This is a genomic window from Streptomyces venezuelae, from assembly GCF_008642275.1.
GTDB lineage: Bacteria > Actinomycetota > Actinomycetes > Streptomycetales > Streptomycetaceae > Streptomyces > Streptomyces venezuelae_E.
The window spans coordinates 153,015-175,256 of the sequence record NZ_CP029189.1 but is presented as its reverse complement, the minus strand read 5'-3'; the positions used below and the strand labels follow the sequence as shown (position 1 = coordinate 175,256).

20 protein-coding genes are annotated in these 22,242 nt (G+C 70.7%); 11 read left to right on the top strand and 9 right to left on the bottom strand.

Annotation, left to right across the window (positions count from 1 at the left end):
- Positions 1 to 117: 117 nt before the first annotated feature.
- Positions 118 to 912: a rhomboid-like protein gene (locus DEJ51_RS00685; protein ID WP_190620107.1), complete on the top strand. Its 795-nt coding sequence runs from the start codon at positions 118 to 120 to the stop codon at positions 910 to 912.
- A gap of 513 nt (positions 913 to 1,425) precedes the next feature.
- Here the strand turns inward: DEJ51_RS00685 and DEJ51_RS00680 are convergent.
- Positions 1,426 to 1,977, bottom strand: coding sequence for a ribosome-inactivating family protein (locus DEJ51_RS00680; RefSeq protein WP_223835598.1), 552 nt, complete (start codon positions 1,975 to 1,977; stop codon positions 1,426 to 1,428).
- 691 nt (positions 1,978 to 2,668) lie between these two features.
- On the opposite strand from DEJ51_RS00680, the gene DEJ51_RS00675 reads away from it, so the two are divergent.
- A complete protein-coding gene (locus DEJ51_RS00675) occupies positions 2,669 to 3,571 on the top strand; it encodes a C40 family peptidase (protein ID WP_223835597.1) in 903 nt (300 codons plus the stop codon).
- A gap of 89 nt (positions 3,572 to 3,660) precedes the next feature.
- On the opposite strand, the gene DEJ51_RS00670 is transcribed toward DEJ51_RS00675, so the two are convergent.
- Positions 3,661 to 6,402, bottom strand: coding sequence for a M4 family metallopeptidase (locus DEJ51_RS00670; protein ID WP_150255325.1), 2,742 nt, complete (start codon positions 6,400 to 6,402; stop codon positions 3,661 to 3,663).
- Positions 6,403 to 6,659: 257 nt separating this feature from the next.
- Here DEJ51_RS00670 and DEJ51_RS00665 point away from each other — a divergent pair, with 257 nt between their 5' ends.
- Together DEJ51_RS00665 and DEJ51_RS00660 are read left to right on the top strand one after the other, a co-directional pair.
- The gene (locus DEJ51_RS00665; protein WP_150255323.1) at positions 6,660 to 7,646 is read left to right on the top strand and encodes a helix-turn-helix transcriptional regulator; all 987 of its coding nucleotides are present in this window, start codon (positions 6,660 to 6,662) and stop codon (positions 7,644 to 7,646) included.
- A gap of 76 nt (positions 7,647 to 7,722) precedes the next feature.
- The gene (locus DEJ51_RS00660; protein WP_223835596.1) at positions 7,723 to 8,457 is read left to right on the top strand and encodes a DUF6308 family protein; all 735 of its coding nucleotides are present in this window, start codon (positions 7,723 to 7,725) and stop codon (positions 8,455 to 8,457) included.
- 53 nt (positions 8,458 to 8,510) lie between these two features.
- On the opposite strand, the gene DEJ51_RS35775 is transcribed toward DEJ51_RS00660, so the two are convergent.
- A complete protein-coding gene (locus tag DEJ51_RS35775) occupies positions 8,511 to 8,798 on the bottom strand; it encodes a helix-turn-helix domain-containing protein (RefSeq protein WP_411757274.1) in 288 nt (95 codons plus the stop codon).
- 104 nt (positions 8,799 to 8,902) lie between these two features.
- Here DEJ51_RS35775 and DEJ51_RS00650 point away from each other — a divergent pair, with 104 nt between their 5' ends.
- Entirely contained in the window at positions 8,903 to 9,595 is a 693-nt protein-coding gene (locus tag DEJ51_RS00650) for an N-acetylmuramoyl-L-alanine amidase (protein WP_150255321.1), read from the top strand.
- Between the two features lie 31 nt (positions 9,596 to 9,626).
- Here DEJ51_RS00650 and DEJ51_RS00645 read toward each other — a convergent pair whose 3' ends face one another.
- Positions 9,627 to 11,120: a M1 family metallopeptidase gene (locus DEJ51_RS00645; RefSeq protein ID WP_411757273.1), complete on the bottom strand. Its 1,494-nt coding sequence runs from the start codon at positions 11,118 to 11,120 to the stop codon at positions 9,627 to 9,629.
- A gap of 739 nt (positions 11,121 to 11,859) precedes the next feature.
- Between DEJ51_RS00645 and DEJ51_RS00640 the strand changes: the two genes are divergently transcribed.
- A complete protein-coding gene (locus DEJ51_RS00640; protein WP_150255317.1) occupies positions 11,860 to 12,261 on the top strand; it encodes a BlaI/MecI/CopY family transcriptional regulator in 402 nt (133 codons plus the stop codon).
- Between the two features lie 6 nt (positions 12,262 to 12,267).
- Positions 12,268 to 13,197 carry a M56 family metallopeptidase gene (locus tag DEJ51_RS00635; protein ID WP_150255315.1) on the top strand — a complete coding sequence of 310 codons (930 nt, stop codon included), beginning with the start codon at positions 12,268 to 12,270 and terminating at the stop codon, positions 13,195 to 13,197.
- Between the two features lie 48 nt (positions 13,198 to 13,245).
- Here the strand turns inward: DEJ51_RS00635 and DEJ51_RS00630 are convergent, their stop codons facing one another.
- The 4 genes from DEJ51_RS00630 to DEJ51_RS00615 form a co-directional block, all read right to left on the bottom strand.
- A complete protein-coding gene (locus DEJ51_RS00630; RefSeq protein ID WP_150255314.1) occupies positions 13,246 to 13,509 on the bottom strand; it encodes a GlsB/YeaQ/YmgE family stress response membrane protein in 264 nt (87 codons plus the stop codon).
- Between the two features lie 94 nt (positions 13,510 to 13,603).
- The gene (locus tag DEJ51_RS00625; protein ID WP_150255312.1) at positions 13,604 to 14,059 is read right to left on the bottom strand and encodes a tellurite resistance TerB family protein; all 456 of its coding nucleotides are present in this window, start codon (positions 14,057 to 14,059) and stop codon (positions 13,604 to 13,606) included.
- Between the two features lie 238 nt (positions 14,060 to 14,297).
- Positions 14,298 to 15,320: a sporulation protein gene (locus DEJ51_RS00620; RefSeq protein ID WP_150255310.1), complete on the bottom strand. Its 1,023-nt coding sequence runs from the start codon at positions 15,318 to 15,320 to the stop codon at positions 14,298 to 14,300.
- 78 nt (positions 15,321 to 15,398) lie between these two features.
- Positions 15,399 to 15,626 (bottom strand): hypothetical protein, encoded by a 228-nt coding sequence (locus DEJ51_RS00615; protein ID WP_150255308.1) that lies wholly within the window; start codon positions 15,624 to 15,626, stop codon positions 15,399 to 15,401.
- Between the two features lie 401 nt (positions 15,627 to 16,027).
- Between DEJ51_RS00615 and DEJ51_RS00610 the strand changes: the two genes are divergently transcribed.
- Together DEJ51_RS00610 and DEJ51_RS00605 are read left to right on the top strand one after the other, a co-directional pair.
- Positions 16,028 to 17,359, top strand: a complete 1,332-nt coding sequence (locus DEJ51_RS00610; protein ID WP_150255307.1) for a hemolysin family protein — start codon at positions 16,028 to 16,030, stop codon at positions 17,357 to 17,359.
- Positions 17,356 to 18,384, top strand: coding sequence for a hemolysin family protein (locus DEJ51_RS00605; RefSeq protein ID WP_150255305.1), 1,029 nt, complete (start codon positions 17,356 to 17,358; stop codon positions 18,382 to 18,384). Before DEJ51_RS00610 ends, DEJ51_RS00605 begins: the two co-directional genes overlap by 4 nt.
- A gap of 56 nt (positions 18,385 to 18,440) precedes the next feature.
- Here the strand turns inward: DEJ51_RS00605 and DEJ51_RS00600 are convergent, their stop codons facing one another.
- On the bottom strand, positions 18,441 to 19,283 hold the full coding sequence (locus tag DEJ51_RS00600; protein WP_190620105.1) for a metallophosphoesterase: 843 nt from the start codon (positions 19,281 to 19,283) through the stop codon (positions 18,441 to 18,443).
- A 698-nt stretch (positions 19,284 to 19,981) separates the two neighbouring features.
- Here DEJ51_RS00600 and DEJ51_RS00595 point away from each other — a divergent pair.
- Together DEJ51_RS00595 and DEJ51_RS00590 are read left to right on the top strand one after the other, a co-directional pair.
- Positions 19,982 to 20,494, top strand: coding sequence for an ATP-binding protein (locus DEJ51_RS00595; RefSeq protein ID WP_223835594.1), 513 nt, complete (start codon positions 19,982 to 19,984; stop codon positions 20,492 to 20,494).
- A gap of 341 nt (positions 20,495 to 20,835) precedes the next feature.
- Entirely contained in the window at positions 20,836 to 22,227 is a 1,392-nt protein-coding gene (locus DEJ51_RS00590) for an MFS transporter (RefSeq protein ID WP_150255300.1), read from the top strand.
- Positions 22,228 to 22,242: the final 15 nt, after the last annotated feature.

The following is a 22,242-nucleotide window of genomic DNA, read 5'->3' as shown; positions in this document are numbered from 1 at the left end:
GAGGGCGACCCGGGTGAGGTGGCACACGCCGCGCGGCAGCCCCCTCCGGCGTGGCGGCCGGCACCCGCCGACACCCACCGGATCCCGCCCGCGGATCGACCTGGAGAATGCCGCCCTATGAACTCTCAGTCACCGCCGCGCCCTTGGGACATCCCGCTCCGCGCCGTGCGGGCGTATCCGCGCCGCGCGCCGCTGACCCTCGCCTACGTCTGCCTGCTCCTGGCCGGCCACGCATGGGTCGTCTACGGGGCGACCGGCGATCGGGCGGACACCGTGTTGGGCTACGTCAGTACCAACCTGGACAACCTGAGCGACCATCCGTTGCCTTCGCTGCTCGGCAGTGCGCTGTTCTTCGACGGAACGCTCACGGACGTCACCTCCACCGACTTCGTGGGCACCTTCATCACCTTGGGCCTCGGTGTCTGCTGTTTCCTGGCCTGGGCGGAACACCGTTGGGGAAAGCGGCGTGCCGTAGCCGTCTTCCTCGGCGGGCATCTCGCGGCCACGCTGCTCACCGCCGCCGTCATCGGCGTCGGGCTGCGGCACGGCTGGTACCCCACGGCCGTGCGCCAGGCCGTGGACTACGGGGTCAGTTACGGATCCCAGACAGTGCTGGCGGTCGGCACCCTCGCCCTGCCGCGCCGGGGCCGCATCCCCTGGGCCGCGTTCGTCCTCGCATGGCCCCTCGGCGGTGCCGAATGGACGACCGGGCCGCTGCCGGACTTCACCACGATCGGCCATCTCCTGGCGGCTGTCCTCGGCTTCGGACTGCTGGGAGTGCCGGCCTTCAGACGGCAGCGTTCCCGCACCTCCGGACCGTCCTCGGACGCGAGCGGGTCCGGGACGCGCCGGGGCTCCGTGCCGGAAGCGGCCTCATCGGCGGCCGGACCGGAGACCACCCGGTCGGCCTGAGCGCCGACGGCGCCGAGGGCCCGGTGGCGGCGAGCGCCGGCGGGTCGGTTGCGGCCGCGCTCAGGGAACCTGACGGTGCCCGGCTCCGCGGACGGTCACCACGGACAGGACGGAGGCCCGCGTCGACGCGGTCGACGGGGTACGGTCCGCCGGGGCGAGGACACGGCCGGCCGTCCCCGGACTCTCACGGGCCCCTCCCGCAAGGGCCCGTCAGGCAGGCTGCGAGACTTCGCTGATGAACACAAGGCGCCGCCCGCTCGGGCACGGACCGGTTCCCCTCCGAGAGGATCAGGAGCACCGCCTCGCACGCGGTGGCACGGCCGCCGAGCGGGCCTCCGAGGACCCGGCCGCGGCCGCCCCGCCCGAGACCGAGCCCCGGGCGGCCCGCCGGCCGCTGGGGTCCGGGCCCGACCGGGGCCGATGACGGGCGGCCCGCCCCCGCGAGGTGCTCCCTTGCCTTCGAACGGGTGGCGAGCCGCCGCGCGTGGGAATCGCAGGCGGGGGCGCCTCGGACTACAACCGCCCTCCGGTCATCCAGATACGTGACATCGCATCGGCCAACGCGGGATATCGGGCGGCCTCGCAGAGCATTTCCGAAAGCACGAGCATTCCGTGAGCGGTGCTTTTCGGATCGCGGTTCTGGTGCAACCGGATGACCGCGTCGCTCAAGGGCCGGCGCCCGAGCAGGATTCCCGAACGCCGGACGGCGGCGGCCCTCTCCAGTTCGGCGCGTCCTCCGCCGAACGGCAGGGTCTCCGTCCGTCGGAGGCCGGGCGGCGCGACCGAGTCCCGCACATGGCGGACGTACGCCTCGGGCGGGGCCTGGCCGTTCTCGAAGATGTTCCGGAAACCGGCGATCCGGAGGCTGGTGTTACGTGGGCGCAGCTCGATGTAGAGCTCGATGAACAGGCCGCGCAACTGGACGTGGAGGGGGAGGTAGGGCATCTCGCCCGGCTTGCGCGCCGCTCCGCCGAAGAATCCCTGCGCGTCCTGCGCCTTCGACCGGATGGTCGACGTCAGAGTCCGGTATTCGTCGGCCGAGGCGAGCGCCGGGGAAAACAGCATCGGTATCAGCATCGGCCGGCCTATCGGGGGAGAGGCCCGGAACTCGGATGTTCCGTGTGGGATCTGACCACAACCGCCTGGATCCTGCTGCACTCACGCATGCACATCACCACCTTCGCCATAATCCGACGACGGGTTCTTCACCCCGTCGGTGCCGGGTTCGGTCCGATGCGCTCCTTTCTAGTCGGACGGGGCGCGGTCAAGAGAATTATTGGCCCGTGATGCTAAGAAATCAGCGCGTGATCCGAAAGGCCGGGACGGCCGGACCGGTCGCCCAACAAGCCCTGCCGTAGGTCGTGTTGAGGGCACCCGGACGAGCGCCGTCGAGGGCGCGTTGTCTGCGTGCCGGCGGGCCTGGCCCTCGTCCTGGCCGGTGCCGCCGTGTTCCTGCGCCGGCGGGCCCTTCGCTTCCCGACAGGGCCGTCGTCCACGTCGTGTGACCGGTCGGAGCCTTCGGTCGACACCCGGTTGACGGTTGTTCAAAGAGCCTGGTGGGAGGGGGTTTCCCAGGGGTTTCCCGTTTCCCGTCGTGACGGGCTACCCGCGCCTCCTCGACACGGAGGAGCGGGGGCCACAGGCTCGGAGTGCCCGAGGGCGGCCGGTCCGTGCTCCGCACGACGAGCACACCGCGCTGCCACGACGAACACGACGACCCGCAGGACAGCACGTCGCGGGGACAGGGGGATCGGACATGGCGATGCGGACGAGCGCGGCGGTGGCGGTGGCGGTGCTCACCCTCGTGGCCACAGCGGGAGGGGCCCACGGCGCCACCGCGGCCACGGCGGCCACGGCGGCCACGGCACCGAAGACGGTGCAGGCGATGCAGGCGGTACAGCCGGTGCGGGCGGCGGACGCCTGCGGTGTGCTCACCCCCGGAGCCTCCGCCACCGCCGAGAAGGCCGTGGAAGCGGCCTGCGGACAGATCGGCGTCTGGTACACCTGGGGCGGCGGCCACGGGCAGGAGCCCGGGCCGACGTACGGTCAGGTCGACCCGAGCGACCCGGACAGCGCACACGACCCGGAGCGGCTGGGCTTCGACTGCTCGGGCCTGGTCCGGTACGCCTACGCCCGCGCGCTCGGCGGTGACCCGCTGCCCGGCAACGCCTACCACCAGTTCCGTTCACCGCGGGTGGACCGGCGCTTCACGGCGGACCAGGGGACCGGGCCCCTGCTCCCCGGGGACCTCCTGGCGTGGGGATCGGGGGGCTCCGTCCACCACATCGCGATCTACCTCGGCGCGGGGAAGATGGTCGAGGCCCGGGAATCGGGCACCCGGATCACCGTCAGCGACGTACGGCTGGGCGGGGACTACGCGGGAGCGGTCCGCATCGCGCCCGCCACGGCACCCGGCACGCACAGCACCTGGGGAACGGACGTGTGGACCCACGAGGAACCCTCCACCGGCAGCCCGCGGGTACACCGCTTCCCCGGCCCGACCGGCGTGCGCATCCAGTGCCAGAAGCACGCCGAACCGGTGACGGCGGAGGGCTACACCAACGACGCCTGGTCCTACCTGCCCGAGTACGGGTCCTGGATCACCAACATCTACGTCAAGGGCGCCGCCTGGCTGGACGGCGTACCCACCTGCCCCTGAACCCTGCCCGCACCCCGGTCGGACCCTCCGGGCATGCGCGAAGGGGGCCGACGGCACCGCCGTCGGCCCCCTTCGGTCACGGGTGGGGATCAGCAGGTTCCGGCCGGCCGCTCCCGGACCACCAGGTCCGTGGAGCCGGTGGTGGCGTCCAGCCAGGCCACCTGACGGCCCGCGCCGGCCGCCGGGTAGCTCTGCTCACCGCGGTTGCAGGAGACCCGCTCACGACGCGAACCGTCGGTGGTCAGCTGCCACAGCTTGGGCAGCGACTCGTTGCGGTACCGCGTGTCGGGCGTCTGGGCGACCAGGGTCAGCGCGTCCTGCGAGACCGTCAGGTCGGAGGCGATGAAGGCGCCCGGCTTGCGCTCGCTGCTGACGATGAAGGAACCGCGGCCGTCCAGGCCGGAGCTGACGACCGACATCAGACCGCCGTCGCTCTCGTCGGTGTCGGCCAGCCAGAACACGTTCTTGCCGTTGATGCCGGTCTGGCCGAGGCTCACCGGCTCGTCGAGCTGCTCGGTCATGACCGCCTTGCCGGTGGCGAGGTCGACGACCTCCACGCCCAGCCGGTAGGTACCGTTCTGCGGATACAGCTTCGCGTAGGCGATCTTGTTGTCGCTGATCGAGGGCAGGGCCGTCAGGGTGTTCCACTTCCGGCCGTCCGTGAAGACCGGAGCCTTGTCGGTGGGCCGCATGTAGCCCACGTGCCGGCCGCCGAGGATGTCGTACTCCTCGAACACGACGGTGTTCTTCTCCACCCGCAGGCCCGCGACCCCGGTCACCGAGCTGTAGAGGGTCTTGATCGGACCGCCCGCCACGGGGCGGGAGAGGACGTCGACCGAGGTCGGGCCGTACGCCGTCCACACCACCGTCTTGCCGTCGGTCGCCGGGGCGGTGTGGTAGCGGCCGTCGTTGGGGCTGATCACCTTCGGCGCACCCTTGCCGTCCAGGCGGCCGGCGTAGACCGAGTAGGGCTCGGAGCCGTCGTCATTGGACTTGGACGCCGTCCACCAGCCGCCGCCCGCACCCACTCCGGAATCGGTGGTGTTCAGCTTCCCGAAGAGGGTGTCGGTGTCGATACCCAGGGCCTGCTCCCAGTCCGGGACGATGCCGTGGGCGTTGAACGACCGCTTGACCGTGTTCTGCTGGGCGGAGGTCGCGCCCAGCGCCTTGGCCGCGGCGAGCACCGCGCCCCGGGCCTCGGTGAACCCGTCGATCGGCGTCATGTACTCCGTGACGGCCTTGTACACGATCTTGTCGGCCAGGGCGCCGCCCAGGTCCTCGCGCATGTCCCACAGCGCGCCGGAGAAGATCGTCGAGTTCAGGTGCACGCCGCCGTTGTCGGTGGCGAACGACACGCCCAGGAAGCTCTTCGAGGTGGTGGCGCCGTCGTTGAGGTCGCGCAGGGCGCAGTCGGCGGCCGCCTTCGTGCGGCACAGGTTCTCGCCGATCAGGCCCGCGGCCGGATCGTTCATCGGCGTCCCGCTGGCGGTGACGTCGATCGCGTTGCCGAAGTAGTCGGCCAGGGCCTCGTTCAAGGCGCCCGACTGGCCCGCGTAGACCAGGTTCGCCGTGTGCTCGATGACCCCGTGGGTCATCTCGTGGCCGACGACGTCCGTGTCGGCCGACATCGGCTTGAACTCGTCGTCCCCGTTGCCGTAGACCATCTTGGTGCCGTCCCAGAACGCGTTGGCGTAGGGCAGGCCGTAGTACGTCACGCCGACCAGGGAGTTGACGGCTCCGCCGCTCCCGTCGAGGCTGTCGCGCCCGAGGTTCTTCTTGTAGAAGTCGTAGACCTGGCCCGCGTTCCAGTGGGCGTCCACGGCACCCGAATCCGTCGCCGCGGCGCCGAAAGCGGTGTTCGGGGAGGAGAACATGGTGATGCCGGCGGGCCACGTGCCCGAGGTCTCCGACACCGACTTGCCACGGGCGTCCCATGTGGCCAGCAGGCCCTTGGTGGCGCGCATCCGGCCCGCGTCCGCGAGCAGGTACTGCCCGGCCGCCGGGTCGTAGGCGATGTCCAGCGAGGTCGCGGCGCCGCTCAGCCGGGTTCCGGACCCGGTCTCGGGGACCAGGTTCGGCGGAGTGGCCGGCGGGCCGGCCGCGCCAGGACCCTCGCCGGCCTCACCGGCCGTACGGGCCGCAGCCGGGGCGGTCATCGTCTTCAACGCGCTGTACTGGAGCGCGGGATAGCCGGAGCGGGCATCCACGTACACCTCGTCCACGACCGGCGCCCCGGTTCCGGGCGCGGTACCCCGTACGGTGACGCGGTAGGCGAGGACGCCGCCCCCCTTGGGGAGGACGACGAGTCCCTTGGCGTCACCGGTCATGCCGGTGGCCGCCGGATCACCGGCCTCCGACTTCGGGGCCTGGCTCTTGTCGAGGGCCGCCGACAGCCGGCGGGCCGTGGCCGCCACCGCACGGCGGACCGCGACCTCCTCGCTGACCTGAGGCGTGACGTCGGTGCTCAGGGCGGTGAAGTAGTGCCCCGAGGTACCGGTGACCACGCGCTTGCCGTCCTGCTTCTGCATGCGCACGACGTACTGGCCGCCGAGGACGTCGACACCGCGGTGCTTCTGCTGCAGCCGGACCGTCTCGTCCTTGGACCCGGTGGCCGACGCCGCCAGGGGGACCAGGTCGCTGCCCGCCCGCGGGATCTTGTAGCGGCTCTTGTTCGCGGCGAGGTGCTGCCGTGCCGCGTCAGCCGGGGCCGCCTTGGCGTCCACGGGCTCCCGCAGGCCCTCGACGAGCACCGGGGTGGCGGTGTCCTGGCCGGGCAGGGCGTTCGAGGGGCCGGGGTCCGCGGCCCATGCCGGTGACGCCTGCAAGGTCATTGCGGCGGCCAGCAGAACCGCTATTCCTCCGGCGGAGCGGAGCTCTTTCCGCCATATCCGTCGTGTGGCGGGGGTGGGTGCCGACGAACCTGCGCTGAACTTGGGCAAGGGGTCTCCTCAACCATGAGTGCCTGATGCATTGCTGTGAGTCGCCGCCATGCAAGCGCCGCCGACGGCTCACGACCAGAGCCAGGCCCCCCTCAGAAGTGGCCATGCACACTTGTGGGGGCTCTGTGAAGGCGGTCAAAATCCCCCGCATGATCGAAACCGACCCGCACGACCGGACTCCGGCCCGCACGCAGGACGACAGCAGGGCGGTGATCCACCCGCCCGCCGACCCGGCCGCCGTCCTGCACGTACTCATCCAGCGCCGCCAGGCCCTCCTGCACCAGGAGTCGGCCGACCTGAAGTCCCTGCGCTCCTACGCCGAACGGCTGGCCCACCGGCTTCCCCCGCAGCCCGCGAGAACCCCCGGAACCCCGGCCGGCATCGAGCTGCTCACCGGCCCCGAGGCGGCCGGGGCCCGCCTCGACACGATGCTCGAAGCCGCTGAGACGGAGGTCCTGATCCTCGACCGCGCGACGCGGACGGCCGGGACGGCCGATGGCAGGGGGGAGCCGGGCGACAGCGGGGCACCCGGTGGCAGCGGGGAGCCCGGCGCGGACCGCATCCGCCGCCTGCTGGCGCGCGGTGTCGCCGTACGGACCGTCGTCGACCGGCGCGGCAGCGACTTCCCCGACCGGGCGCAGGAGCTGATCGCCCTCACCGGGCTCGGCCTCCAGGCCCGCATCGGACAGAGCCTGCCCACCGCCCTGGTCCTCGTGGACCGGCGTACCTGCCTGCTGCCCCCGCCGCCCGGCGACGACGAGGGCGCCGACGCGGCGGCCCTGGTGCTCGGCGACCGCCTGCTGCACCGGGCCGCGCTGCCGCTGTTCGAGTCCCTGTGGGCACGGGCCACCCCTCTCGGCAGCCCCGGCGGCCCCCTCACCACGGACCAGCGGGAACTGCTCGGGCTGCTCGCCTCCGGCCTGAAGGACGAGACCATCGCCCGCCGGCTCGGTGTGCACGTGCACACCGCCCGTCGGCGGATCACCCGCATGCTGGAGGAACTCGACGCCGACACCCGCTTCCAGGCCGGCGTCCAAGCCGCCATCCGCGGCTGGCTCACCCCGCCCCCCGGCCCGGCCGCAGCAGCCTTCACCGCCTCCGGCGGCCCCGGGGCCACCGCGATGGCGAACGGCTGACCCGCAAGGGACGCGAACGGGGGGCCGACCCGGCAGCAGGCCGTTTCGGGCCCGCCGCGCCATGGCCTGGTGCACCATGTGTACGAACGATCGCCCCGCTGCCGCTGCCGCTGCCGCTGCCGCTGCCGCGGCCCGTACCCAGGCGGTTCTCGCACAGCCCTTCACCGAACGACTGCACGCCTTCGTCAACGCCCCCCGGGCCCGTGGCGACCTCCAGGACTACTTCGGGATCAGCCGGGCCCCCGGCGCACCCGTGTACACCGGCAGACGGTTCGAGCACCTGGCGGGCGGGGGAGACCGCACGGACGTCGCCGACCGCATCACCGCGGAGGACCTCGTCGCGATGCAGACCCTCTCCGTGACCGTTCCCGCGCCGGTCGCACTGGACCTCCTGGAGGGCCGCCTCGGAGCCCGGCTGTCCGAACTCCTGCAGGCCGTGCCTCATGGCGTCGACATGGCCGATGTCGAAGCGGGCGTGCTGTCCGAAGGCTCCCCGGCGGACCGGGCCTGGCACCTCCTGTACGACCAGCACGACGTCAACTACGTGATCGCGGGCAAACTCCTCGCCCGGAAGCGCCCACGGCTGCTGCCGGTCTACGACAGGGTGGTGCGCTGTGCTCTGGCCCGCCCCCGCCCCTCGTTCTGGCTCGCGCTGCACGCCGCGCTGCGTGCGGACGACCGCGCCCTGCACCAGCGGTTGCTCGCGCTGCGCGAAGCCGCGGGGCTGGCGCAGACGGTGAGTGCGCTGCGGGTGTGCGACGTGGTGGTGTGGATGGGCCACCGGGCGGAGGCCCACGCCTGTCCCCGCTGACCCGCTGACCCGCTGACCCGCTGTCATCCGAGACCGGTGCCGGGGCGGGCAGGTCAGATCCAGCCCTTGCGTGCGGCGTAGAGGGCCATCTGGAACCGGGTCAGCGTACGGCGGCTGACACCGAGGAGTTCGGCGATGGTCTCGTCGTTGACGCCCGTCGCGAGGAGCTCCAGGATGCGTCGGTGGACCGGCCGGAGGCCGCAGGTCGGCGACGGGCGCAACGGAGCCGACTGCACCGCCCCGCCGGGGCTTGCGCCGGTGGCCGGGCGGTCCGACGGCCGTAGCAGGGTGGCGCGCAACAGCGCCGAGTGGTGGCGGAGCGGTTGCCGGGGTGTGGGCACTGGTGAAGCATCAGATTACCGGACGTGCCACCTCCGTATCGTGATCCGGGGATTCGCGGCGCGTCGTCCTTCCGCCTGCCTGTTCGACGTCACGAGGAGTGGCCATGGAAGACAGCCCGCTGAGTCGTCGACAGCTGCTGGGGGGTGCTGCCGGCGCGGCGGGTGCGGCTCTGGCCGCTGCCGGGCTGCCCCTGCTGACGAGCCCCGGGGGAGAGGCGAAAGCCGCCCTGCCGGTCCCCGGCCGCAAAGCTCCCGCCGCCGCAGGGCCGCCGGCGACACGGCGGACGGACGCCTCGGTGGACTACGCCCCTGCCGTCTGGGTCGAAGCGTCCGAGTCCAACTACACGGTCTCCGACCGCCCCGAGGAGTATCCCATCGAGTACGTCGTCATCCATCTGACGACGGACATCCTCCCGGTCATGTTCGACAAGTTCAAGGACCCCGCCGAGCGGGTCTCCGCGCACTACATGATCAGCGCGACCGGCACGCGGATCGCCCAGTGCGTGCGCGAGCGCGACGTGGCCTGGCACTCCGGCAGTGTCTGGTACAACCACCGCAGCATCGGCATCGAGCACGAGGGCTGGACCGATCAGCCCGTCTACACCGACAAGATGTACGAGACGTCCGCCGTGCTCACGGCCACGATCTGCGCGAAGTACGACGTGCCGGTCGACCGGGACCACATCCTGGGCCACGTCGAGGTCCCGCTGTCCACTCACGACGACCCCGGGACCGTGTGGGACTGGGACAAGTACATGAATCTCGTCGGGACCGCGCGCCGGCGCATCAGGACCTGAGGACCTGAGGACCTGACACCGCGTCGCCCCGTCACGAGGGTTTGCCGTCGCCGTAGAGCCACGAGTCCCAGATCGCGTCCAGGTCCCGTCCGGCCTTGGCCTCCACGTACGAGGTGAAGTCCTTCGTGGAGGCGTGGCCGTGGCGGTGGCGCAGGGTCCAGCCCCGCACCAGGGCACGGAAGCCCTCGTCGCCCAGGGCCTGGCGGATCTTGTGGATCACCATCGCCCCGCGCACGTACACCGGCTGGCCGGAGATGTCCGAGGCGCTGGGCGGCTCGGCGGGCGGGAAGTCCCACTCGTCGTCGTCCGCGGCCTTGGCGTGGTTGCGGTCGAAGTGGTCCTGGGCGCTGGCCCCGCCGTGGTCCTCGGTCCACAGCCACTCCGCATAGGTCGCGAAGCCCTCGTTGAGCCACATGTCCCGCCAGGTGCGCGGGGTGACCGAGTTGCCGAACCACTGGTGGGCCATCTCGTGCACCACGTTGGTGGTGTGGAAGATGCCGGCCGGAATGGTCGGCCTGGTCTGGGTCTCCAGGGCGTAGGGCACATCGGCCGCCTGATCGACGATCACCCCGGCGGAGGCGAAGGGGTAGGGGCCGAACCTTCCCTCGGCCCATTCCATGATCTCCGGGAACCGGCCGAGGACCGCTCCGTCCTCGTCCACGCCCGCGGTCGTGTCCATCGCCGACACGACCGGGATGCCGGACCGGGTCCGGGAGGTCCTGACGTCGTAGCTGCCGATGGCCACGGTCGCCACATGGCTGGCCATGGGCTCGGCCTGCTGCCAGTGGAAGGTGGTGCGGTTGCCGCTGGTGTGCTGGGCGCGAAGCTGCCCGTTGGAGATCGCCTGGACGCCCTTGGGGACCGTGACGGTGATGTCGTAGGAGGCCTTGTCCGAGGGGTGGTGGTTGCCCGGGAACCAGGACATCGAGCCCGTCGGCTCGCCGAACGCGACCGCTCCGTTGTCCGTCCGCAACCAGCCTTCGCGCCACCCGTGGTCATGGGTGATCGACTCCGGCGTGCCCGCGTAGCGCACGACGCCGCGGAAGGCGGCGCCCTTCCTGAGGTGATGGCGCGGCTTCAGGGTCAGCTCCTGCCCGTCCTGCCGAACCCGCGCCTCGGCGCCGTCGACCGTGGCACTCAGCACCTCCATGCCGAGGAGGTCGAGATTGAAGGCGCTGAGGTCCGTGGTGGCCTTCGCGGTGATCTCCGCAGTGCCCTCGAGGCGGCCGTTCCCGGGGTCGTAGTCCAGGGTCAAGGCGTAGTGGGTGACGTCGTAGCCGCCGTTGCCGAGCTTCGGGAAGTACGGGTCGCCAGCGCCTGCGGCACCGGGGTGCCCGCCCCGGAACACCGTGCCGGGTGCCTCCGTCCGAGCGGGGTCCGTGCCCTTGCGGGCACCCGCCCTCGCGTCCGCGCCGGAGCGGGCCCCGGCCGCGCCGCTGCCGCGGTCGACGGACTCCGAGCACGCGGGGAGCGCGCCGAGCAGGCAGACGAGTGCGAAGGCGGTCAGGCGTCCGGAGGTCCTCACGCAGCCGATCATGACCCAGCCCGTGAGCGCCCCGACCTCGCCACGCCGTGCCCATGGCCCCTCGGGCGGGCACGGCCGCGGGTGCCCGCCGCCCGCCGGACCGGCCGGGCGCGACACCCCGCGGGCGACGTGGTCCGGGCCCACCAGGGGGTTGGCCCGGCTCCCATGCGGTGCCGGCGGGGATGCCCGTGGCGCGGATGGTGGTGGCCGGCCACATACACCGCCGACCTGAGCGTTCCCATGGTGTGGCGACACGACGACGTCCCCGACCACTCGGAAATGATGACGACGGGCGCCGTGAGTACATCTCCGCGAACAAGGAACTGATCAGGGCGCGGCTGCGCACGCTCCGTTCTTGCGGCACGGTGAGCCACAGGACCACGCGGCCACGCCTGGTCAGGCGGGCAGCCTTCTGGCGCCGGCGGCTGCCCGGCACCGGCTTGCTGCGCTTGCGTGTTGCGTGAGGCTCCCCGCCCATGGTCTGACGCCTTCCGCCTGCGGGGCCGTGGGCCTCTCATTGCCTTGCGCCTCCGCGCTGACCGGCGACGCGGAAGTCAGGAATCTACAACGATGTAGAACTCTGGTGGTGGCGGGGGCACACTGGAGGAGCCGCCCCGGCAGGACCCACCCGGCGAACGAGTGCCGCCGGCGGAGGAGGCGGTCCGGGTAGGGCGCGCTGCTCAGTACGATGATCCGCACTGCACGTGGAAACCGCGATGCCCGGACAGGAGGCTTCAGAATGACAGCCCGGCACAGCACGGGGGACGCGCTGTCCCCACGACGCGGCCAAGGAGAGCTGGAGGCCCAGGTCCTTGCCGTGCTCGGTACCGCCCCGGGACCCGTTACCGCGGCCTGGGTGCAGGAACGCCTGCCCGGGACCCTCGCCTACACCACGGTGATCACGATCTTGACCCGGCTGCACACCAAGGGTGCGGTTGCCCGCGAGCGAGCGGGCCGTTCGTTCGAGTGGACCCCGGTTGCCGACGAGGCCGGCCTGGCCGCGCTTCGCATGCGCAAGGTCCTGGACGGCGAGGCGAACCGCGAGGCGGTGCTGACGAGCTTCGTCACCTCGCTCTCCCCGGGGGACGAGCGGCTGTTGCGAGGCCTTCTCGCGCAGACGGACGAGGAAGGGGACGGCTGAACTCCCATGGGAGTCTTCGTCTTCCTGCCCCTCGTACTGCCGTTCACCGCGTGGCCCATCGCGCGGCTCGCCGAGCATCACCTTCATCCGCGCACGGCGACTTGGCTGCTGTCCACCATCGCCACCGTTCTCGCGGTGTGCAGCACCCTGTGCCTGGGCCTGCTGATGGTCGTCGGCACGGCCCAGCTCCCCGGAAACCCGCTGCCCGACGGCTGGTCCGATCCTGAGGTGCGCGACGCGGTGCCCTACGACGAAGTGGCTGGCCGGGTCGCCATTCCGGCACTCCTGGCGGTCCTCGCCGGATGCGCGGGCATCACCTGGCGGCACTTCCGAGTGCGCCGCGAGGCGCTGCGGGCTCTGGCCGGCCTGCCCGACCGAAGCGTGGCCGTACTGCCCGACGACACGGCCTACGCCTATGCGCTGCCAGGGGACCGGGACCGGATCGTGGTGACCGCCGGAATGCTCGCAGAACTCGACGGGCCCGAGCGGCGGGCCCTGTTCGCACACGAGAGAGCCCACCTGTCCGGGCGGCACCACCGTTTCCTGCTGGCCACCCAGCTGGCCGCACGCGCCAACCCCTTCCTGCGTCCGCTGCGCACCTCGGTCGCTTACACCACCGAGAGGTGGGCCGACGAGGAGGCGGCGGCCGCGACCGGCAATCGCCAGACCGTCGCTCGCGCCGTGGCCAAGGCGGCCCTGGTGACCCGCGGCGCCCCGGGCGCAACGCTCGCCCACTTCGCGGCAGTGGGTCCGGTGCCGCGCCGTGTGGCCGCCCTTCTGGCCCCGGCCCCCGCCGCGCTGCACTGGCCGCCCGTGTTCACACCCGCCGGCCTCGCCGCGTGGGGCGCCACGGCCGGCGCCGCGGCGTCCGCCCTGTCCTCGGCGAACGCCGCGTTCACCCTGTTCTTCATCCTGAAGGCGGCGACACCCCTCTAGGGACGCCGACGGCTCGTCGGCCTTCGGGGCGGCGGGCCGGGGCGAGCGTCAGGCGCGGGCCTTGACCCGCTCGAAGGCCGCCACGCCCACGGCCGCGAGGGCGATCTGGATGGCCCACTCGATCCAGTCGACACCCTTGGTGTCGGCTACGCCCAGGGCCGCGGCGATGACTGTGCCGATCAGTGCCGCAGCGATGCCGATGATGACGGTCCACAGGAATCCGGTGTGCTGACGGCCCGGCAGGACCAGCCGTCCCAGTACACCGATGATGATGCCGATGAAGATCGCACTGACGATTCCGGAGATTTCCACGCCGGGTCCTTTCCCGCTCGTCTCCCAGGCCTGATGCCCGCAGAGGGCCGGCGCATGTCCGACGCAGTGCGCAGGCCGACTCGTTGTTCCGCGCTCAGAGGTCGAACTCGTGAGGCGGGAGGTCGAGGATGTAGCAGGCCTCTCGTACGACAGCCTGCTCGGTCTTGTCGAAGTCGCCGTCGGCGCCGCCGATGACGATGCCGATCTGGACGACGGCGCGCGCCTCGGCGGGCTTCTTCTTCGCCTTGGCGATCTCCTGCAGGACGGCGACCTTGCCGAAGTCGAAGTCGGCCGCGAGCTTGTCGAGGTTGTCGTCGAAGCGGCCCTGGAGGTCGGTGGCGTCGAAGTTCTGCAGCACCTCGTTGGTGGTGATCAGCTGTGCCACGCGGCGCCGTTCGGACGGGTCGATCGTGCCGTCGGCCGCGGCGACCAGCGCACACATCGCCATGCTCGCGTCGCGGAACGCGCCGCTCTTCAAGTCGTTTTTCTTCGCCACCAGCTGGGTCTGCATCGTCGATGCGGATTCCTTGATCCGGTCCCACAGTGCCATGTCAACTCCGTCTTCATCGGGCGATGGCTACGGGCGATGCCCCGAAACCATCAATTTCTACAACGCTGTAGAAGTTATCAGTAGGCGTGTGCCTGTGGACTCGGCGGCCGTTGCCAGCACCCGCCCGGGGCGGTGAGTGTGGTGGCGGCAGGGGGCCGAGTCGAAGCCGTCGAGGCTGCCACTCGGCCCAAGTCGCTTGAGTGTCAAGCGGTCTTCGGCCGGACTGGTGGGAGGGCGGTCAGTCCTCGTACTCCTCGCTGTCGTCCTCGTCGCCCTCGAAGAAGTCGCCCACCTCGTCGACGACTTCGGCAGCCACCATGCCGCCGACCACCCCGACCGCAAGGCCCGCGGCGCCGGCGGCGACGACCGTCCCCATGCCGGGGCCGGAGCGGTGTCCGTGCCCGTCGCCGTGTTGTCCGCCGTGCCCCTTGTCGGCGAGCGGGTCGCTATGGGCGTAAGGGATGTGCGACGCGTGCGTGCCGTACGAGGCGCGGTGCTCCACCAGCTGCTTGATCCAGCCGTCCACTTCGGCGTTCCACTTCCGGTGCGGGACATCGGCGTGGCTGACGGTGTACCGGTTGACCGCGTCGTGGCCCTCGGAGATGAAGCCGCCCCGCTTGTCGGCCTCGATGACGACCTCCATGCCTGCCGGGTTGGCGAGGAAGGTCACCTCGATCTCGTTGACCTGGTGCGCGTACGCGGGGGCCGGCGTGAGCTCGATCTCCTGGTAGAAGGGAAGATGCTGCCCCGTTCCGCGGATACGTCCCAGCTCCAGATCGGCGGATTTGAAGCCGAAGCCGAGCTGCCCGAGGGCTTCGAGGACGGCTTCCTGTGCGGGCAGGGGGCGGACGATGAGAGGGTCGAGATCGCCCTTGTCCTTCGCGCCGGCCACCCCGAGCTCGGTGCGCACGCCGAGAACGATCCCGAGCGGCTGCCCGTACAGCTCCGTGATGGGTGTTTCCCACGGCAGGGTGATCGCGAAGGGGATGGTACGGTGCTCGCCCTCGGGCAGGCGGAAGTTGCCGCCGACGGTGAACCGGTCGAAGACGACCGCGCCCTCGGACTCGCCGTGGTCGTGTTCCGCCTCGACGCGGGCGATCAGTTCGAGGGTGATGTGGTCGATGGTGTAGTCGGCATTGCCCCCCTTGAGGTGCACCTGGCCGCTGAGAGTGCCGCCCGGTACGGCGGAGATCGGGTCCAGGACCGTGTCCACGGCCGGGCCGCCCACACCGAGTGAGCCGAGCAGTCGCTTGAACACCATGGTGGCGTTCACTCCTTCTGATTGTGCTTGTGGTTCCCAACATGAGGGGTGGCGCGGCCGCGCCGGCCACCCCGCCGGTCATGCCTGCTTGGTGGAGCCGTCCAGCGCTGCCAGAGCCTGCGCCCAGTGGGCGTACTTCAGGTCGGCGAGCTCGGCGACGGTCTTGATGCCGAAGGCCTCTCCGAGCAGATCGCCCTGTCGGTCGCTGACGCCCTTGAGCGCGGAAACGGGAGCGGCGAGGATTTCCGGCAGGCTCTTGTCCGCCCACGCCTTGTCCAGCACCTTGCTCAGATCGATCGAGGCCACAGCAGTCCCTCCACAGGTCCATACGGTCAGGCTCTGGGGTGTGCGCATGCCAAGCCCCCCGGCGCGACGCGCGGTCGGGCAGTATTCGGACACCCCTCGCTTTTTCTACACAGCTGTAGAAGCATAGGGGTGGTGGGGGCGCCGGGAGGTCTCATCTCGGATGATTCCGGGAGGAAGTCCGGAAAGCGTCCCTACGGGGGAGCAGGGTGCCTGATGTGGCGTCTTTGCTCGCCCTTTACGATTGTGGTGGGGACTCTCCCCGCCAGGCAACCCTGCCGGGCCGTCGAACAGCGGTCCGCCGAGTGAAGAAGGAGCAGCAGACCCGCAATGGGTGAACCTCCCAGTCCACGCCGTGCCACGCCCTGCCCGCAGATCATGGAGCCGGGAGCGGGGGTGGCACGGTGACCGAAATCCTGCTGCTGCTTCTGGCCCTGGCCCTGACACTCGCGTGTGCGGTGTTCGTCGCGGCCGAATTCTCGCTCACCACGGTCGAGCGGAGCGAGCTCGAACGCGCCGTCGAAGCGGGTGAGAGGGGTGCCGAAAGTGCCCTGAAGGCCGCCAAGCGCCTCACCTTCCAGCTGTCCGGCGCCCAGCTGGGCATCACCGTGACCTCGCTGGTGATCGGCATGCTCGCCGAACCGTCCGTCTCCGCCCTCCTGCGCGGACCTCTGCAGGCAGTGGGCCTGCCGTCCGGTGCGGTGCCGACCACCGCGACCCTGCTCGGCGTCGCCCTGTCGACCGTCGTGCTCATGGTCGTCGGAGAGCTGGTGCCCAAGAACTGGGCGATCTCCCGTCCGCTGGCCGTCGCCAAGATCGTCGCCGGACCGCAGCGCGGTTTCACGGCGACCTTCGCCCCGCTGATCCGGCACCTGAACAACACCGCCAACCGGCTCGTGCGCCGCTTCGGCCTGGAGCCCGCCGAGGAGCTGGCTTCTGCCCGCACCCCGGAGGAACTGGTCGCGCTGGCCCGGCACTCCGCCCGCGAGGGAGCCATCGAGGCGGACTCGGCCGAGCTGTTCGTCAAGAGCCTGCACCTCGCCGAACTGACCGCGGAGAACGTCATGACCCCGCGCGTCGACGTCCAGGCGCTTGAGCTCCACGCGACCGCGGCCGACGCCGCGAACCTGACGCTGGCCACCGGCCTGTCACGGTTCCCCGTCTACCGCGACAGCCTGGACGAGGTGGTCGGCACGGTCCACATCCGCGACGTCCTGGCCCTTGAGGACGAGGAGCGCGCGGTGACGTCGGTCGCCGACCTGATGACCTCCGCCCTGCTGGTCCCGCACTCCTTGCCCGTCGACACCCTGCTCGGGCGGCTGCGCACGTCGCGCACCATGGCCGTCGTCATCGACGAGTACGGCGGCACCGCCGGCGTGGCCACGGTCGAGGACATCGTCGAGGAGGTCGTGGGTGAGGTCCGCGACGAGCACGACCCGATAGAGGTTCCGGATCTCATCGAGGCACCGGAGCAGGAGGGCCGCCGCGTGTGGGAGGCCGACGGCAGCGTTCGCCTCGACGAGCTGGAAGAGATCGGCTTCGACGTCCCCGAGGGCCCGTACGAGACCCTCGCCGGACTCATCGCCACAGAGCTGGAACGCATCCCCGCCGAGGGCGACACCGTCGCCGTCGACGGGTGGGAGCTGACGGTGCTCGACATAGACCACCACCGTGCCGACCGGGTGAACATCACCGCGCCCGCAGAGCAGACCACGACCGAGGAGCAGGGCCGATGACCGCGATCCAGCTGCTGATCGGCCTCCTCACCCTGATCACCAACGCCTTCTTCGTCGGCGCCGAGTTCGCGCTGATCTCCGTACGCCGCAGTCAGATCGAACCGGCAGCCGCCAAGGGCAATGTCCGGGCGAAGACCACCCTGTGGGGCCTCGAACACATCTCCGCGGTGATGGCCACCGCCCAGCTCGGCATCACCGTGTCCTCGCTGGTCCTCGGTGCCGTCGCCGAGCCGGCCATCGCACACCTGCTGGAGCCGCCCTTGCATGCCATCGGCGTGCCGGAGGGGCTGATCCACCCGATCGCCTTCGTCGTCGCGCTCACGCTGGCGACGTACCTGCACATGCTGGTCGGCGAAATGGTGCCGAAGAACATCGCGCTCGCCGCTCCTGCGCCGACGGCCCTGCTGCTCGGCCCCCCGCTGGTCGCGCTGACCCGGGCACTGCGCCCCTTCGTGTTCGGCATCAACGCCTTCGCCAACGTCCTCCTGCGTCTTTTGAAGGTCGAGCCGAAGGACGAGGTCGGGTCGGTCTTCACCGACGACGAGCTCGCCCGCCTGGTGAAGGACTCCAGTGCGGCCGGCCTCCTCGCGCCCGAGGACGGGGAACGCCTCCAGGACGCACTCGAACTCGGCACCCGACCCGTCGGCGAGATCATGGCTCCGTTGGAGCGCATCGTGACGGTCGGCCACGACATCACGCCGCGGGACCTGGAGCGGACCGCGGCGCAGCACGGGTACTCGCGCCTGCCGGTCACCGGACCGGGCGAGGAGATCCTGGGCTACCTGCACATCAAGGACGCCCTCGCGGCAGCCGACCGCACCACGCCGTTCCCGCGCAGCGCCCTCCACCCGATCATCAAGGTCTCCCTCGACACCCCGCTGGACGACACGATGACCGCGATGCGGTCGGCGGGTACGCATCTGGCGGCGGTCGCGGGGAGCAAGGGCACGGTGATCGGATTCGTCACCATGGAGGACCTGCTCGAAGAACTGGTCGGCGCCGCGGCCCACGACGGCGACGCCTGACCCTCCCCGGCCGGTGGCCGGCACCCCCCTGCGGTGCCGGCCACCGGCTGCTTCGGTCAGCGGCGGGCGCGCGGGAAGCTCACGTTCTGGAGCGTGAACTGGTTCTTGCCGTCGGTCAGGTTCTTGTCGAGGTACGGCGAGTAGGTCTGCACGCTGACCGTCTTGGCCGTGGGGTTGAATTCGAGGATCCGCAGGTAGCTGTTCGGTCCGAGCGTGCTGGGGTTCTGGTAGTCCGCCTGGATCTGGTGGACGGTGTTGCCGTTCACCCCCTTCTCCACGATCACCCCCTGGTTCACGTAGTGGCCGGAGAACACCATGGCCACGTTGGGGTGCCTGCTGACCATCCTGGTCCACAGCTTCTGGCCGACGGAGTCCTTGGTCGTGCCGTTCTGGTAGGCGTGGGTCACGATCATGACCTGGCGGTCCGGGTGGTCGGAGATCACCTTGTTGCCCCAGGCGATCTCGTCATCGGTGGGGGCGTACTTGAGCGCGAGGATCAGCCAGTTCGTGCCCCCGGCCGAGAACATGTGGAAGCTGTTGTCGTTCTGTCCGGCCGGGTAGCTGCCGCCGAAGGACGGAAGGTTCGAGAAGCCGCTGCGGGGGAAGTTGCGGTTGAACGCCACGGCGGCGCGTACCACGGCAGGGTTCTGGCCCTTGGGCATCGCGTCCATGTCGTGATTGCCGACCCCGAGGATGTACGGGGTCGTGCCGTTCAGCTGTCCCAGCGCACCGGTCGCATTGGTCCACTGACGGGGCTGATCGGAGTCGTCGACTATGTCGCCCTCGTGGATCGCGTACTTGATGTTCCGCGCGACCGTGTTCTCCTTGATCCACTTCCCCTGGGAGGTGAAGGCCCGCGGGAAGCTCTCCGCCGAGTACTGCGTGTCGGGGAGGACCACGATGCTGAAGTTCTCCAGCGCCCTTGCTTGTGGAGCGGACCGGTCGGCTGCGGTTGCGGGGAGCGCTGCGAGGCTGACCGATAAGGCAGCCGCGACAACGCCGAGTACCCGTGCCCTGAAACGCGTCATCACCATCTCCGTAGACGTCGAACGGGCGGTCGCTTCACGGTGGCAAGTCCGTTCGACTGCGCGGTATCGACAGGGAAGTTGGGGATGAACGCATCACGGCGAGTGAGTCCAGGCTCTCTCGGCCTGGAGGTCGGATGGTCGTGAGTCCGGCGTGAGGCCCGGCCGCCGGTGACCTTCTTTTGCCCCCCTTTGAACACCGGGATCCACCGCGTGAGGCATGCTGAAACGTCAGCAGGAAGCCATTTCGCCCGGTCGGCCCCACCCAGATCCGTCGCGGTAGAACAGCACCTTCCACAGGGTCCCCACCCTCATCAGCCGCGAAAAGTGAGCCACCCATCACCATCAAGTACTCGATAGAACGACAGCCGGACGTGCAGCGGGTCGGGGAACGGCCTCGCCGCGAGGACCAGGCCCCTGTCACGCGTCTCGCGAGCGGAACGGGGATGACGGACCCCGCAGACCGAGAACGACGCGCCGCTGACCCCATACGCCCGAAAGGCATCGTCGATCTGAGGGGCCAAGGAGAGTCAGGCGTCCGGCTGTCCTTCCCGCACAACGCGGTCGTCATCGTGGCCGGCCTTCCCGGCAGCGGCAAGAGCACCCTGCTGAATGCGTGGGCACCTCTCGCCACGGTGGTCGACCCCCGTGCCACCCGCGCGGCTCACCAGGCGGTGATGCCGTCCTGGCTTCCCTACCGGATGTACCAGCCCTGGGCCCGGCTGAGGCACATGCACTGGATACGTACCGAGATACGCCGAGCGCATCCGCTGCTGGTCCATGACTGCGGCAGCAGGCCCTGGATGCGCCGATGGCTCGCCGGCAACGCCGACCGAGCCGGGCGACCCCTGCACATGGTTCTGCTCGACGTCGGCTTCCAGGAGGCCCTGTCGGGCCAGCACGCTCGACGGCGTCTGACCTCACGCCGGGTCTTCGCCACACACCGCAGAGGTCTCGCGAGACTCCTGTCCTCAGTGGACGGCGACGGATCGGCAGCAGTGGAGGGACTCACCTCCCTCGTCCTGCTCGACCGCACCTCCCGGGACGGCGGCCCCCGGGCACAGTTCGACCGACCGCGGAAGTGATCACGCTGGTGCGTGACCACGGGACGTCCTCGTGCGCCCCCGCGGCCATCTCCATGAGTACTGCGGACAGGGCCTACCGGCAGACCGCCCAGCGGCGGTTGACGGCACCGCCGGGCACAGTGGGTCAGGGCCTGAATCGGGCGGATGTGCAGGAAGATCGCGTTTGCGGCAGGCCTTGGCAGTGCGTTCGGGAGGCCTTCAGCATGTCCACGGCGACGGTGTGGTGGTCGGGTACACAAGGCGGTGCCTGAATGTGATGTCCCGCCACATACGCCGCCGACCTGCAGGCTTCTACGGTGTGGCCACACCAAACGTCCCCGCATACCCCGGAAGTGGTGCACATGACCTCCCCCGCGACAGCCGCACCATCAGCAACCGGAATCCGCAGGATCGTCGCCGCGAGCCTGATCGGGACCACCGTCGAGTGGTACGACTTCTTCCTCTACGGCTCGGCCGCCGCACTGGTCTTCAACGAGCTGTTCTTTCCCGGCAGTGAGCCCCTGGTCGGTACCCTCCTCGCTTTCCTGACCTACGCGATCGGCTTCGCGGCCCGGCCGCTGGGCGGGCTGGTCTTCGGCCACTACGGGGACAAGGTCGGCCGCAAGCGGCTCCTCGTGCTCAGCCTGCTCCTGATGGGCGGGGCCACCTTCGCCATGGGCCTGCTCCCCACCCACGCGAGCATCGGCGTCGGCGCCCCGGTCCTCCTCACCCTCCTGCGCCTGATCCAGGGGTTCGCGCTCGGCGGCGAGTGGGGCGGGGCGGTACTGCTCGTCTCCGAGCACGGCGACGACAAGAGCCGCGGTTTCTGGGCGTCCTGGCCGCAGGCCGGCGCGCCCGGCGGGAACCTGCTGGCCACCGGGGTGCTCGCCGTCCTGGCCGCCGTGCAGTCCGACGCGGCCTTCCTCGCCTGGGGCTGGCGGATCCCGTTCCTGCTCTCCGGGGTGCTGGTGATGATCGGCCTGTGGATCCGGGTGTCCGTCTCGGAGTCCCCGGTCTTCCTGGAGGCACAGGCCAGGGCCGCGGAGCGGGCCGCCGCCGGGGCCAAGGCCAAGCCGCCCGTGGCCGAGGTGTTCCGGACCAACTGGCGCGGGGTCCTGACCGCGATCGGCACCCGCCTCGGCGAGAACGTCTCGTACTACGTCATCACCGCCTTCCTCCTCGTCTACGTGACCAGCCACCTCGGCCTGCCCAAGAGCGACGGCCTGAACGCCGTACTCATCGGCTCCGCCGTCCACTTCGTGACCATCCCGGCCTGGGGAGCGCTGTCCGACCGCATCGGGCGCCGCACCGTCACCCTCATCGGCTCGGTGGGCATGATCGGCTGGGCCTTCGCGTTCTTCGCTCTGCTGGACACCGGTTCCTTCCCGGTGATCGCCGCGGCCGTGACCTTCGGACTGCTCCTGCACGGTGCGATGTACGGACCGCAGGCGGCCTTCATCTCCGAGATGTTCGACACCGGGGTCCGCTACTCCGGTGCCTCGATGGGGTCCCAGCTGGCCTCCGTCATCGGCGGCGCGCTCGCACCGATCATCGCCGTGGCCCTGCTGCGCGACTACGACTCGTCCCTGCCCGTCTCGGTCTACCTGGCCACGGCGGCGGCCGTCACCACGCTGACCGTCCTGGTGGCCAGGGAGACCCGCGGGCGTAGCCTGGCCCGGGAACACGCCCCGGCACGCGGCGCGGTCCCGGCCGCCCGTCGGGCCGGAAACGACCCGGTGCCGGCCGACAACTGACCTTCCGGCAGGCCC

Excerpts from the sequence above, each read along its gene's own strand:
- DEJ51_RS00680 (WP_223835598.1), bottom strand. The coding sequence starts at position 1,977 with ATGCTGTTTTCCCCGGCGCTCGCCTCGGCCGACGAATACCGGACTCTG.
- DEJ51_RS00620 (WP_150255310.1), bottom strand. The coding sequence starts at position 15,320 with ATGGTGTTCAAGCGACTGCTCGGCTCACTCGGTGTGGGCGGCCCGGCC.
- DEJ51_RS00625 (WP_150255312.1), bottom strand. The coding sequence starts at position 14,059 with ATGGCACTGTGGGACCGGATCAAGGAATCCGCATCGACGATGCAGACC.
- DEJ51_RS00635 (WP_150255315.1), top strand. The coding sequence starts at position 12,268 with ATGGGAGTCTTCGTCTTCCTGCCCCTCGTACTGCCGTTCACCGCGTGG.
- DEJ51_RS00675 (WP_223835597.1), top strand. The coding sequence starts at position 2,669 with ATGGCGATGCGGACGAGCGCGGCGGTGGCGGTGGCGGTGCTCACCCTC.
- DEJ51_RS00640 (WP_150255317.1), top strand. The coding sequence starts at position 11,860 with ATGACAGCCCGGCACAGCACGGGGGACGCGCTGTCCCCACGACGCGGC.
- DEJ51_RS00665 (WP_150255323.1), top strand. The coding sequence starts at position 6,660 with ATGATCGAAACCGACCCGCACGACCGGACTCCGGCCCGCACGCAGGAC.
- DEJ51_RS00685 (WP_190620107.1), top strand. The coding sequence starts at position 118 with ATGAACTCTCAGTCACCGCCGCGCCCTTGGGACATCCCGCTCCGCGCC.
- DEJ51_RS00650 (WP_150255321.1), top strand. The coding sequence starts at position 8,903 with ATGGAAGACAGCCCGCTGAGTCGTCGACAGCTGCTGGGGGGTGCTGCC.
- DEJ51_RS00605 (WP_150255305.1), top strand. The coding sequence starts at position 17,356 with ATGACCGCGATCCAGCTGCTGATCGGCCTCCTCACCCTGATCACCAAC.
- DEJ51_RS00670 (WP_150255325.1), bottom strand. The coding sequence starts at position 6,402 with ATGACCTTGCAGGCGTCACCGGCATGGGCCGCGGACCCCGGCCCCTCG.
- DEJ51_RS00590 (WP_150255300.1), top strand. The coding sequence starts at position 20,836 with ATGACCTCCCCCGCGACAGCCGCACCATCAGCAACCGGAATCCGCAGG.
- DEJ51_RS00660 (WP_223835596.1), top strand. The coding sequence starts at position 7,723 with ATGTGTACGAACGATCGCCCCGCTGCCGCTGCCGCTGCCGCTGCCGCT.